At 65.1% G+C, this 12035-nt stretch carries 11 protein-coding genes and 2 pseudogenes; 3 read left to right on the top strand and 10 right to left on the bottom strand.

From position 1 onward, the window contains the following. Both AC1DYX_RS20465 and cyoA read right to left on the bottom strand, forming a co-directional pair. A pseudogene (locus AC1DYX_RS20465) lies at positions 1 to 225 on the bottom strand (cytochrome o ubiquinol oxidase subunit I); the annotation flags it as partial. A 2-nt stretch (positions 226 to 227) separates the two neighbouring features. Continuing rightward, a complete protein-coding gene (gene cyoA / locus AC1DYX_RS20460) occupies positions 228 to 1256 on the bottom strand; it encodes a ubiquinol oxidase subunit II (RefSeq protein WP_477262182.1) in 1029 nt (342 codons plus the stop codon). A 136-nt stretch (positions 1257 to 1392) separates the two neighbouring features. Here cyoA and AC1DYX_RS20455 point away from each other — a divergent pair, with 136 nt between their 5' ends. Further along, the gene (locus AC1DYX_RS20455) at positions 1393 to 2742 is read left to right on the top strand and encodes an MFS transporter (protein ID WP_477262180.1); all 1350 of its coding nucleotides are present in this window, start codon (positions 1393 to 1395) and stop codon (positions 2740 to 2742) included. 228 nt (positions 2743 to 2970) lie between these two features. Here AC1DYX_RS20455 and AC1DYX_RS20450 read toward each other — a convergent pair whose 3' ends face one another. The 3 genes and pseudogenes from AC1DYX_RS20450 to AC1DYX_RS20440 all read right to left on the bottom strand — a co-directional run. Next, positions 2971 to 4338: a family 43 glycosylhydrolase gene (locus AC1DYX_RS20450; protein WP_477262178.1), complete on the bottom strand. Its 1368-nt coding sequence runs from the start codon at positions 4336 to 4338 to the stop codon at positions 2971 to 2973. Between the two features lie 160 nt (positions 4339 to 4498). Continuing rightward, positions 4499 to 4720: a hypothetical protein gene (locus AC1DYX_RS20445; protein WP_477262184.1), complete on the bottom strand. Its 222-nt coding sequence runs from the start codon at positions 4718 to 4720 to the stop codon at positions 4499 to 4501. Positions 4721 to 4893: 173 nt separating this feature from the next. Further along, positions 4894 to 5082 (bottom strand): annotated as a pseudogene (locus tag AC1DYX_RS20440) (zinc ribbon domain-containing protein); the annotation flags it as partial. 305 nt (positions 5083 to 5387) lie between these two features. On the opposite strand from AC1DYX_RS20440, the gene AC1DYX_RS20435 reads away from it, so the two are divergent. After that, positions 5388 to 5966 (top strand): hemerythrin domain-containing protein, encoded by a 579-nt coding sequence (locus AC1DYX_RS20435; RefSeq protein WP_477262176.1) that lies wholly within the window; start codon positions 5388 to 5390, stop codon positions 5964 to 5966. A gap of 70 nt (positions 5967 to 6036) precedes the next feature. Here AC1DYX_RS20435 and AC1DYX_RS20430 read toward each other — a convergent pair whose 3' ends face one another. The 5 genes from AC1DYX_RS20430 to AC1DYX_RS20410 all read right to left on the bottom strand — a co-directional run bounded on the left by AC1DYX_RS20430 (position 6037) and on the right by AC1DYX_RS20410 (position 10544). Continuing rightward, positions 6037 to 6774, bottom strand: a complete 738-nt coding sequence (locus tag AC1DYX_RS20430; RefSeq protein WP_477262174.1) for an LrgB family protein — start codon at positions 6772 to 6774, stop codon at positions 6037 to 6039. Next, positions 6767 to 7129 (bottom strand): CidA/LrgA family protein, encoded by a 363-nt coding sequence (locus tag AC1DYX_RS20425; RefSeq protein WP_477262172.1) that lies wholly within the window; start codon positions 7127 to 7129, stop codon positions 6767 to 6769. The genes AC1DYX_RS20430 and AC1DYX_RS20425 overlap by 8 nt, the downstream gene beginning before the upstream one ends. Positions 7130 to 7269: 140 nt before the next feature. Further along, positions 7270 to 8094, bottom strand: a complete 825-nt coding sequence (locus tag AC1DYX_RS20420; protein ID WP_477262170.1) for a TorF family putative porin — start codon at positions 8092 to 8094, stop codon at positions 7270 to 7272. Positions 8095 to 8473: 379 nt separating this feature from the next. Continuing rightward, on the bottom strand, positions 8474 to 9565 hold the full coding sequence (hppD, locus tag AC1DYX_RS20415; RefSeq protein WP_477262168.1) for a 4-hydroxyphenylpyruvate dioxygenase: 1092 nt from the start codon (positions 9563 to 9565) through the stop codon (positions 8474 to 8476). 73 nt (positions 9566 to 9638) lie between these two features. Beyond that, on the bottom strand, positions 9639 to 10544 hold the full coding sequence (locus tag AC1DYX_RS20410) for a LysR family transcriptional regulator (protein WP_477262166.1): 906 nt from the start codon (positions 10542 to 10544) through the stop codon (positions 9639 to 9641). A gap of 133 nt (positions 10545 to 10677) precedes the next feature. On the opposite strand from AC1DYX_RS20410, the gene hmgA reads away from it, so the two are divergent. Further along, a complete protein-coding gene (gene hmgA / locus AC1DYX_RS20405) occupies positions 10678 to 12009 on the top strand; it encodes a homogentisate 1,2-dioxygenase (RefSeq protein ID WP_477262164.1) in 1332 nt (443 codons plus the stop codon). The last annotated feature ends 26 nt before the right edge of the window (positions 12010 to 12035 follow it).

Below are 12035 nucleotides of genomic sequence, written 5' to 3'. Positions count from 1 at the left end.
GCCCAGCACCATGTACATGATGCCGATCTTCTTGTGGTCGATGCTGGTGAACCACTCGTTCCAGAGATAGCCCCACAGCTTGAACTTGGTGAGGACGGCCAGCATGGCGATGCCGCCCAGCGCCACCATGATAAAGGTACCGATCAGGATGGGCTCGTGGTAGGGAATCGCTTCCCAGCTGAGCCGACCGAAGATCAACTTCGCTAAGTCAAATTGCTCGTGCATGATTACTTCTTCTTCACAGGATCATTGGGCGTGGTGCAGACCTCGCCGTTGGCCTGGGCCAGGCGGGTCGTTGCCGCTTGTTGGGGCGCGTAACGCACCATGGCCATTTCGCGGGCCTTCTTGGCGTCGTCGTTCATCATCTTGTCCTGGCACACGACACCGTCGGTGACGCAGCGGTTCAGGATGCGATAGTAGAGGTCGTCATCGACGCCCGCGTAGCGGCGCACCGGCTCCTTGATGCTCGGCTTTTCGAGCGTCAGGTAGTTCGCGCGGTCGAGCTTGCCGCCGCCGGCGGCCTTGACCGACTGCACCCAGGCGTCGAAATCGCCCTGGGGCACGCCGCGGTAGCCGAAGCGCATGTCCGAATAACCCGCGCCGCTGTAGTTCGAGGAGAAGCCGACCGATTGCACCGGTTTGTTCTGCACGGCGTTCAGCGTGATTTCCATGCCCGGCATGCCATACACCATGCCCGCCAGGTCCGGCACGTAGAACGCGTTCATCACCGACGTCGCGCTCACTTTGAAGCGCAGCGGCACGTCGACCGGCACGACCAGTTCGTTCACCGTCGCGATGCCCTGCTCCGGGTAGATGAACAGCCATTTCCAGTCCATCGCCACGGCCTGCACGACCAGCGGCTTGATGGAGGCTGGAACCGGACGCCCTTCGGCGATGCGGTCCAGCGGGCGGTACGGGTCGAGCTTGTGGGTGGAGATCCAGGTCACGAGGCCCAACACGATGACGATGAGCAGAGGCGCGCCCCAGATGACCAGTTCCAGCTTGGTGGAGTGGTCCCAGTCGGGCTCGTAGGCCGCCTCGGTATTGCTCGCGCGGTATTTACGGGCAAACCAGATGATCAGGATAAAAACGGGAACGATAATCAGCAACATCAGGATCACCGAAACGATGATCAGATTCGCCTCTTGTTTGGCTATGTCACCGGTAGGGTTCATCACCACCATGTTGCAGCCGGAAAGCAGGGCTGCCACGAGGGGGGCGAGGAACACTCCGCGACGGAGGGTCTTGGGAATCATGCTTGTGTTTTACGTTACATGGGAAAAATAACATGCTAATGTAACGCCAACGGCGTGCGTTTGGCGATTGGACGTTTTGTCCTACCCCCGTTAGTCCGAGGGTCCGAAAGCCGCCGGCTGATAAGGAGACGAAGACATGCAAGGCACCCCGAATAATACTTACGGCGGCGCAGGAGCCGCTCCCATCTCGGCACCCCATTCCGGGGCCCGCAACATCAACACCCGCGACACGCACATTGCTCCGGGCGAGATCGCGGTCGGCGTCGTCATCGGCCGCGCTTCCGAATACTTCGACTTCTTCGTCTACGCGATCGCTTCGGTGCTCGTGTTCCCCGCCGTCTTCTTCCCGTTCGCGGACCGCCTCGAGGGTACGCTCTATTCCTTCGCGATCTTCGCGCTGGCCTATGTGGCCCGCCCGATCGCGTCGCTCGTCTTCATGGCCATCCAGCGTCATTACAGCCGGGAGATCAAACTCACCATCGCGTTGTTCCTGATGGGTTCGGCGACGGTCGCCATCTCGATGCTGCCCACGTATTCCCGCTGGGGCGAGTGGTCCATCGTCGCACTCGCCATCCTGCGCATCGGCCAGGGCGTGGCCCAGGGCGGGTCGTGGGACGGGCTGCCGTCGCTGCTGGCGCTCAATGCGCCGCAAAACAAGCGGGGATGGTACGCCATGTTGGGACAACTTGGCGCGCCAACGGGATTCATCATCGCGGCCGGCCTGTTTTCCTACCTGATGGCCGAGCTGACGCCGGACGATTTCCTCGTCTGGGGCTGGCGCTACCCGTTCTACGTGGCATTCGCGATCAACGTGGTCGCCCTGTTCGCCCGCCTGCGCCTCGTCTCGACCCCGGACTACACCCACCTGCTCGACGAGCATGAGCTCGACCCGGCCCCGGCCCGCCAGGTGATCGGCAACCAGGGCACGACCATCATCATCGGCGCCCTCGCCGCCCTGGCCAGCTATGCCCTGTTCCACCTCGTGACCGTGTTCCCGCTGTCGTGGATCCAGCTGTACGACACCCGCTCGATGCCGGAATTCCTGCAGGTCCAGATGATGGGTGCCGGCCTCGCCATCGTCGGGGTGCTCGCGTCGGGTCTCATCGCGGACAAGTTCGGCCGCCGCAACACGCTGGGCACGCTGGCCGTGCTGATCGCCCTGTTCGCCGGCTTCATCCCGCGCCTGATGGATGGCGGCATCGCCGGCCAGAACACGTTCATCCTCGTCGGCTTCCTGCTGCTGGGCCTGTCGTACGGCCAGGCGTCCGGCGCCGTGACGTCGAACTTCCTGCCGCAATACCGCTACACGGGCGCCGCCCTGACGTCCGACCTGGCCTGGCTCGTCGGCGCCGCATTCGCGCCGCTGGTGGCGCTCGGGCTGGCCGCCAACTTCGGCCTCGGCTATGTGAGCCTGTACCTGCTGTCCGGCGCCCTCGGCACGCTGGCCGCGCTTTCTGTGAACCGGGCCCTGGAAATCAGGAACTGAGTAGGAACTGATGCGAAACTGCGCTAATATTAAATAGCAGAGCTTGGGCCCCGGTCATGCCGGGGCATTTTTTTGCCATGGTGGGGGTCAAACTGGCGCCGCCGCGCGGCGAACTGATCGGGCCCGACCTGTTAGGAACACCGCGACGTGGAGGCTGTCCGCGTCGCCCAGCCCGCGGCAATCACGTCGAGACAGCGCCCCAGGTTGGCCGAGTCCTGCTCCGTACGGTTATTTGCGCACCAGCGACCACTGCTGGTTGGTGYCCCCGTTGGATGGCCACTGGATGATCTGCGCGTCCTCGGCCGTGCTCTTGTTCTGCACGTCCAGCACCATGCCCGACAGCTGGTTCGCCACCGTGTAATAACCGGCCGCAGGGCTGGCGAAGCGCCATTGCTGGCCCTGCCCCGCCCAATAGCCCCATTGCGCGATATTGGTCCCGGCCGTCGTCGAATTACCGTAGTCGTCCAGGCTGCGCAGGCTGTTCGCGTTGATGACGCTGTAATAGCCGTCCCCATGGCCGATCACGTACCACTGCTGGTGACGCGCATTGGTGTCGGTGGACTGCTGCGCGAGCGCGCCATCCGTCGTCGACGCCCCGGCCACGCCGATCACCTTGCCCGACAGGCGCGAACGGAATGCATACACGCCGTCGCTGATGCCGCCGCAGCCGGCGAAGTCCGTGAAGTTACGGGTCAGGACCGGCCACCCGCCGCTGTACGTCATGCGCAGGATGTCCAGCTTCGCATTGCCGTTGTCCGACAGGTCATAGTAGTGCGTGGACACGAAGTGGCAGCCGTCCTGGCGCAGGTCGGCGATGTGGCCGGGGCCGCGATACTTGCCGTCCGTGACCGGGAGGATCGTCCAGGTGCCGCTGTACGGCCCGCGGATGTCGGTGGCGCGCTGGACTTCGACGTAGTACGTGGAGTCGACGCCATGGCAGCAGCTGCCGCGGTTCACGAAGAGGTAGTAATAACCGCCGTCGCGCGTGATGTAGGGCGCCTCGATGTCGCGGCCGCCGCCGCCCCAGATCGTCGTCACGCTGCCCGCCAGCTTGCCCGTGGACTGGTTGATCTCGGCGAGGCCGATGCCGCCGAAGAACGAGCCATAGCTCAGGTAGACCTTGCCGTCGTGGTCGCGGAACAGCGCGGGATCGATGGCATTGATCTCGCTGCTGCCGCCATACGACTGCACGACGATGCCGAGGTCTTGCCAGTTGGGGGTCTTCAGGGACGTGCTGCGCGCCACGCCGATCGCGGACGACGACGTGCCGAACGAGGACACGGAATAGTAGAGATAATAGTAGCCGTTCATCTGGATCACGTCCGGCGCCCAGAACGAACCGGAGAAATTCGGGATCTTTTGCGTGACCCAGGCCGGCCAGGTCGTGAACACCGGGCCCGGACCGGCGCTCCACGTCTTGAGGTCGTTCGACGTGGAATACCAGATGCCGGTGCCGGTCGTGAAATTGAAATACGTGTCGCCGTCCTTCGTGATGGTGCCCGGGTCGTGCGCGTTCGTCACGCCCGCGAGGTCGATCGCGCCGGCCGTGGCGCAGCCGAGGGCAAGGCAGCATGCTGCCAGCAGATTCTTGAACATGTAGTCTCCTGAGTTTTATGTATTGATGGGTCGAGCCCGCCACCAGCTTAGGCAAGGCGGCACCGCGCCACCAATGAAATAAAACATCCGTGCGATTCCGGTTTCGGTATCGCACGGGCGGAGACTACCGATCAAGCGAGGGCAGTATCGAGCCTGCCGGTCAGTGCAGCTTCGGCGCGCCGGGGCTGGGCTGGGCGCCCGGCTGGACCGTCATGCCGTCGGCCAGCGTCTGGTTACCCACGCCCAGTTCGGCGCCGGTGGGCGGGTCGATGTTCGGGTCGGACATGATGCGCTCGGCCATCTGCTTGTCGCGGTCCGAGACAAAGTCCCAGTTCTCGCCCTGGTTCCAGGAACCGCGCATCTCGCCCGGGCCCTGCGACATATTGAAACTTCCTGCCCCGAGCCGTCCTGCTGACCGTGCGCGTGACTGACAGGCGTCACTTTTCCGCCTCCCGCCGGCCCATGGCCGGCGGCAGTGCCCGGCGTCACCGCCCGGCTCGCCTCGGGTAGCGCCGTTTGCGCCGCATGGGCGCCGGTGCCGAGCCGTTGCAGATTGACCGCCGCGTTCACGTCGCGGTCGTGATGCGCGCCGCAGCCGGTACAAGTCCAGGTGCGATCGCCAAGCGCGAACTGGTCGTTACGCTCCCGGCGCCGCAGAGTCTGGACCGTGGTCTCAGCAGCCTGGCCGCCTGCCCGATTCCCATCGTGCCTTCCATGATCACGATTGGACACATCTACTCGCATTTGGTTCGACTAGAGTCGAGCTCCTTTGAGTGGATGGCTCGCACGGAACGCGTCCTGCGTTACCGTGCGGAGTCGTTGCCATCATCGCAGCCCCGCGCGGCACGGTAATCAGAAACGGCGCCGTGTGTGTGTAGGAGTGGAAGCGACAACCTGTCGAGCAATACCGTCCGACGGGCCTGAAGAATGCCAGCCTGCGCCGGGCGCCCCATGGGTCTTCCGCTGACATGGGCATGAGGGCCCCTCCTACGCAACAGCTCTAGCGCCGGCACTAACATGCATCTATCGCTACGCCACAGGAGACGATCATGTTTTCCCTGAGTAAACTGAGTCCGTCCATCACCGACATGATCCGCTTCGATCACTCGCACGTGATGGTAACGTTCCACCAGTACACCCGCGACAAGCGTCCCAGCGTCAAGAAAGCGCTGGCGGAAACGATCTGTGATGCGCTGGAAATCCACGCTACCCTGGAAGAAGAAATCTTTTATCCCGTCATGCGTCCGCGCGCCCAGGACCAGAAGGTCATGGACAAGAGCGAGCCGGAGCACGATCAGATGCGTACGGTCATCGCCGAGCTGCGCCGCACGGACCCGAAATCGCCGCGCCATGACGAGCTGGTGTTCGAACTGATGCGCGACGTCCAGCACCACGTGGCCGACGAGGAAACCGTGCTGCTGCCGGAAGCCGAGCGCAGCCTGAGCAAGGACCGCCTGTCGGAACTGGGTGCCCAGATGACGAAGCGCCGGCTGGAACTGGTGACGCCGAAGGCGGGCAGGATCGCCGCCAACACGGCCGTCGGCTTCTCGGGCAGCACGGCCGCCATCGTCGTCGGCGTGGCGAGCGCCCTGTTCGCCGCCCGTGCCTTCACGCGCAAGCCGGCCTGAGGTACCGCTTTTCGCAGCGGCCCATGCCGCCTGCGCTCCCCCGGCAGCGCGCGAGCGCTTGCCCTGCCCGTTACGCCATCCAGCGCAGCACCAAGGGCACCAGCCATGGCGCCAGCAACGCCGTCAGCACGCCGTTCAGGCCCATGCCCAGGCCGGCGTAGGCCCCCATTTCCGCACTGACCTGGAACGCGCGCGCCGTGCCGATGCCATGCGACGCCACGCCCAGCGCGAGGCCGCGCGCCGCGTGGGAATCCACGCGTAGGGCGTTCAGCAGGAAGCGGGCCGTGGCGGCGCCGAAGATGCCGGTGCCGATCACGAGCACCGCCGTCAGCGCCGGCACGCCGCCCAGGTGTTCCGACACGGCCATCGCAATGGGCGTCGTGGCCGATTTCGGACCCAGCGAGCGCGCCAGTTCCGGCGACGCGCCCAGCAGCACGGCGATGCCGACGGCGCTGACGATCGCGGTCACGCAGCCGCACAGCAGTGCGCACGCGAGCGGAAACAGGCTGCGGCGCAGCCGGGGCACCTGGCGCGCGAGCGGCACCGCGAGGGCGACCGTGGCGGGGCCGAGCAGGAAGTGGACGAACTGGGCGCCGGCAAAATAACGCTGGTACGACATGCCGCTCGCGGCCAGTACGAGGCTGACGAGGGCGATCGCGATGGCGACCGGATTGGCGAGCGGAGAAAAGCCGCAGCGGGCATACACCCATTGCGCGAACAGATAGGCGCACAGGGTGATCGTCAGCCCCAGCAGCGGCGAGGCCGACAGATAGACCCAGAAATGGCCGAGTTCCTCGAACTTAAACATCGCCGTCCCCGCCTTTCCTGTGCGCGGGCGTGAGGGCTTGCAGCACGAGCGCCGTGACTGCCAGCGTCAACAGCGTGCTGCCCACGACGGCCACGCAGATCGCCAGCCAGTGCCCGCTGCCGCTGGCCGCCGCCACGATGATGCCGACGCCCGCCGGCACGAACAGCAGCGACAGGTGGCGCAGCAACTCGTTCGCGCCCGCCTCCACGGTCTCGTGCAGACGCGGGAACGCGACGAGCGCCACGAGCAGCAACAGCATGCCGGTGACCGGCCCCGGGACCGACAGGCCGAACAGGAATACCAGCCCTTCTCCCAGGCACTGGAATACGAGTAGTACGGCAAACGCGAGCAGCAAGCGAGCTCCTTCGGCATTGGCGTCGGCCGGGTGGCCGCCGTCCGTCCGAAGGATAACAGCAACGGCCGGCCTGCGTGGCGCGAGACCGGGCCGCCTCGACCGCCGCGATCAGCGCGAGTTCGTCGTTGCCCTCGACGCCCTCAAAATTTGCGGGCGAGCGAGAACACGACGGCGCGGCGCGCCACGTTCGAGATGGCCACGCGGCCATCGGGGCGCGGCACGCCTGTCGTGTAGCGCTCATAGACATTGGTCGCGCCGAACGCGCGGGTCACATTCAGCGCGACGACCCAGCCGCCTTCGAACCTGCGCGTCAGGCCGGCCTTCAGATCGCGCCAGTCCCAGATGCCGTTGCCGCTGCCGGCCACGTGGCCGTCGCCGGCGTGCAGGTTCAGCGTCAGCGTATGACTCAGCGGATGGTCGGCGCCGACGTCCAGGTAGCCGGTGCCGCGCGCGTTCTGGATGCCGAAGAAGTCGTGGCTGATCGTGTAGTTGTAGCGGGCGTACAGCGATTTCCAGCTGATGCCGGCCGACAGCTCGCCGTAGTCGAACGACGTGTTCGTCGCCGCGACGCGCGCGCCCGGGTACTTGTGCCAGTAGATCAGCGCGGACCAGCCGACCGGACCGGCATTGCCGTTGTAGCCGCCGTACACGTCCCATTCGACCGAACCGTTCTCGATGAAGCGGTCGTCGACGTTGATGACGGACGTGCCGGCGGACCAGCCGCTCGGATGCGCATAATCGACGCTCGCCTGCGCGGCCGGCCGGCCCCACGTCTGGCGGATGCCGCGCGAGATATATTGCGAACTGAGCGACACCGTCGCGCTGAACAAGCCGTCGGCGCCGGGAAGCTCGCCCGTCGGCGGCGCGGCGGGCACGGGCTCGGCCGCGTGCACGCATGAGCATGCGGCCAGCAACAGGGATGTGAATGGGACAAGGCGCCACGTCGGGCGGTGTCGGGTGCGCATGGTCGTCGGGGTCTCAGCGGCACGGGGGGCGGGCCGGGTCGGTTGTTAAATGTCGGTAGGCATTGATGCCATACGGAAATTCTAGTGCCGACTCTGCTGGTTTTGCTGAAAATCTGCGCGGAAAGGTGGTCGACTTTACGTGTGTGATACGTGGTTACAACACTTGGCGGGCGGCTGATAATTGCCTGCAAATGAAACGAACGGGTGTTCGCGAAGACCGCTTAACACCTTGAAAATACAAAGAAATATTTTCATGGACGGGCCGCAAACGTTTGGTGGGCACTGGGTGCCCACCCTACGGCTTGTTGACGGTCGATCGAGCAAATCTGTAGGGTGGGTACCCCGTGCCCACCATGTGTGCCGGACCGCAAACGTCTGGTTATGCGGCAGTCTTGAGCGCCCCACGGCGCAGCTGGTCGCGCTCGATGGACTCGAACAGTGCCTTGAAGTTGCCCTCGCCAAAGCCTTCGTCGCCCTTGCGCTGGATGACTTCGAAGAAGACGGGCCCAAGTTGCGTCTCCGAAAAGATCTGCAACAGCAACCGTTGCTGACCATCTTCGACCTTGCCGTCGACGAGCAGCCCGCGCGCCTGCAACGCCTCCACGTCCTGGCCGTGGCCCGGGATCCGGGTCTCCAGCATCTCGTAGTACGTGGCCGGCGGCGCCGTCATCAGCGGCACACCCGCCGCGCGCAGGCCGTCGACCGTCGTGAAGATGTCGTCCGTCAGCAGCGCGATGTGCTGAATGCCTTCGCCATTGAACTGCAACAGGAATTCCTCGATCTGGCCGCCGCCCGCCTTGCCCTCCTCGTTCAGCGGGATGCGGATCATGCCGTCCGGCGCCGTCATCGCCTTCGACGTCAGGCCCGTATACTCGCCCTTGATATCGAAATAGCGGATTTCCCGGAAGTTGAACAGCTTCTCGTAGAAGCCGGCCCAGTAGGCCATCCGGCCGCGGTAGACGTTGTGCGTGAGGTGGTCGATCAGCTTCAGGCCGTGGCCGGCCGGGTGGCGGTCTATGCCCTCGATCCATTCGAAGTCGATGTCATAGATGGACTTACCAATGTTCTCACCTGAGTCGAAACGGTCGATCAGGTACAGCGGCGCACCGCCGATGCCCTTGATGGCGGGCAGGCGCAACTCCATCGGGCCGGTAGGAATGTCCAGCGGCTGGGCGCCCAGTTCGAGCGCGCGCGCATAGGCCCTGTGCGAATTCTGGACGCGAAAAGCCATGCCGCAGGCCGACGGGCCATGTTCGGCGGCGAAATAGTACGCGGCGCTCTTCGGCTCGTTGTTGACGATGAAATTGATGTCGCCCTGGCGGTACAGCACGACATCCTTCGAGCGGTGCACGGCCACTTTCGTGAAGCCCAGCATCTCGAACACGGGTTCCAGCACGCCCGGGGTGGGCGATGCGAATTCCACGAATTCGAAGCCCATCAGTCCCATCGGATTGTCAAACAGGTCGGCCATTGTGGTGTCCTCTTTCAATAGGTTGTCTTCCGCGCGCCGCTCGTGACGGCGCGCGGACGACGCATGCGCGGCATCATTCCGCGAACACGTCGGCAATCAGTCCCCGCAGCCACTGGATGCCGGGATCGTGGTTGAAGCGCCGGTGCCAGAAGACGTTGGTCTGCAACGTCGGCAGGGCGAGCGGCGGCTCGATCCACTTCAGGCCGAACGGGCTTGCCGCGCTTTCGGCCAGTTTCTGCGGCACCGTCACCACGAGGTCGCTCGTGCCGACGATGTACGGCACCGCAGTGAAATGCGGCACCCGGAAACGCGTGCCGGCCGTCACCCCGGCCTTTTCCAGTAATCCATTGATGCGGTCGTAAGGGCTCTGGGCCGCATCGACGATCAGGTGGGACGCCGCCACGAAGCGCGCCAGGTCCACCTTGCCGCGCGCCAGCGGGTGTTCCTTGCGGAACATGCTCACGAAGCGTTGCCGGAACAGCGCCCGGTGATACAGCGCTTCCGACACGTCCTCGAACGCGCCGATGGCCAGGTCCACCCTGCCCGTCTCCATGTCGTCCTTCAGCGTGAGCCCGTGCGCGCGGATCGAGGAGATTTCCACGTTCGGTGCGACGGCGCGGCAGCGCTCGATCAGCACCGGCATGAAATGCACCTCGCCCACGTCCGTCATCGCGAGCGTGAAGCGGCGGCCGCTCGTGGCCGGGTCGAAACGGCTGCGCTGGCTCAGGGCCAGGGCCACCTGGGCCATCGCGGCGCCGATCGGCTCGGCCATCTGCTGCGCGAGCGGCGTCGGCTGCATGCCGTGCGCCGTGCGCACGAACAATTCGTCGTCGAACGTACGCCGCAGCCGCCCCAGCGCGTTGCTCACGGCCGATTGCGTCAGGCCCAGGCGCCTTGCGGCGGCCGAGATCTGGCGCTCACGGTAGACCTCCTGAAATACCGACAACAGATTCAGGTCGATGCTAGAGGGTTCGATCATGCGGGAGATAGTATTATTGATGTCCTAAATATTCTACATTTCTGTATTCACCTCGTAAAATCGGCCGTAATCCAATACAGTGTCGTCAACACCACACAACGCGTGGACTCGCATTTCTTGCCCCCGGCAGGAAATGCCCCACCCTACCACCATGCCCGCGATGATCGCCCATCCCGAAGGCTATATGTCCGGCTTCGGCAACGAATTCGCCACCGAGGCCCTGCCCGGCGCCCTGCCGGCGCACCGCAATTCGCCCCAACGAGTCGCCTACGGCTTGTACGCGGAGCAATTGTCCGGCACGGCGTTCACGGCACCGCGCAGCCATAACCGCCGTTCCTGGTTGTACCGCATCCGCCCGGCCGCGATGCACGGCGCGTTCGGGCGCATCGATAGTGGCCGTATCGCCGCCGGCTTCGATGGCGTGGTCCCGTCGCCGAACCAGATGCGCTGGAGCCCGCTGCCCATGCCCGACGCGCCGACGGACTTCATCGACGGCCTCGTGACGATGGCGGGCAACGGGTCGCCGGCCGCCATGTCCGGCTGCGCCATCCATATGTATGCGGCAAACCGGCCGATGCAGGGACGCTGGTTCTACTCGGCCGACGGCGAGTTGCTGGTCGTGCCGCAGCAGGGCCGGCTCGCCATCGCGACGGAGTTCGGCCTCGTCGACGTGGAGCCGCAGCAGATCGCCGTGATCCCGCGCGGCGTGCGTTTCGCCGTCGACCTGCCGGACGGCCAGGCGCGCGGCTACGTCTGCGAAAACTTCGGCGCCCTGCTGCGCCTGCCGGACCTGGGGCCGATCGGTTCGAACGGCCTGGCCAACCCGCGCGACTTCCTCACGCCCGTCGCCCGCTACGAAGACGTCGAAGGCGATTTCGAACTCGTCGCGAAATTCGCCGGCAACCTGTGGCGGGCAGGCATCCGCCACTCGCCGCTGGACGTCGTCGCCTGGCATGGCAACTACGTGCCATACAAGTACGACCTGCGCCACTTCAACACGATCGGCTCGATCAGCTACGATCACCCGGACCCGTCGATCTTCCTCGTGCTGCAGGCGCCGTCCGACACGCCGGGCGTGGACACGCTCGATTTCGTCATTTTCCCGCCCCGCTGGCTGGCCGGCGAAGACACGTTCCGCCCGCCCTGGTTCCACCGCAACGTGGCGAGCGAATTCATGGGCCTCGTGCATGGCGCCTACGATGCGAAGGCGGAAGGTTTCGTGCCGGGCGGTGCGAGCCTGCACAATTGCATGAGCGGGCATGGCCCGGACGCGGCCACGTTCGACAAGGCGAGCAGCGCCGACACGAGCCGCCCGCAAAAAGTCATGGACACGATGGCGTTCATGTTCGAGACCCGCACGCCCCTGGTGGCGACGCCGCATGCGCTGGCATCGCCGCAGTTGCAACGCGACTACCAGGATTGCTGGGCCGGCATCGCGAAGCATTTCGATCCGAACCGGAGCTGAAACGCCGTCGTGAGGTGTGCGACCTC

This window comes from Massilia sp. P2_C2, from assembly GCF_056404615.1.
This window is presented reverse-complemented; position numbering and strand designations above follow the sequence as displayed.

Coding starts and splice junctions, on each gene's coding strand:
- AC1DYX_RS20445 (WP_477262184.1), bottom strand. CDS start 4,720: ATGTCGCAGGGCCCGGGCGAGATGCGCGGTTCCTGGAACCAGGGCGAG.
- hppD (WP_477262168.1), bottom strand. CDS start 9,565: ATGGCCGACCTGTTTGACAATCCGATGGGACTGATGGGCTTCGAATTC.
- AC1DYX_RS20430 (WP_477262174.1), bottom strand. CDS start 6,774: ATGTTTAAGTTCGAGGAACTCGGCCATTTCTGGGTCTATCTGTCGGCC.
- AC1DYX_RS20435 (WP_477262176.1), top strand. CDS start 5,388: ATGTTTTCCCTGAGTAAACTGAGTCCGTCCATCACCGACATGATCCGC.
- AC1DYX_RS20410 (WP_477262166.1), bottom strand. CDS start 10,544: ATGATCGAACCCTCTAGCATCGACCTGAATCTGTTGTCGGTATTTCAG.
- AC1DYX_RS20455 (WP_477262180.1), top strand. CDS start 1,393: ATGCAAGGCACCCCGAATAATACTTACGGCGGCGCAGGAGCCGCTCCC.
- cyoA (WP_477262182.1), bottom strand. CDS start 1,256: ATGATTCCCAAGACCCTCCGTCGCGGAGTGTTCCTCGCCCCCCTCGTG.
- hmgA (WP_477262164.1), top strand. CDS start 10,678: ATGCCCCACCCTACCACCATGCCCGCGATGATCGCCCATCCCGAAGGC.
- AC1DYX_RS20420 (WP_477262170.1), bottom strand. CDS start 8,094: ATGCGCACCCGACACCGCCCGACGTGGCGCCTTGTCCCATTCACATCC.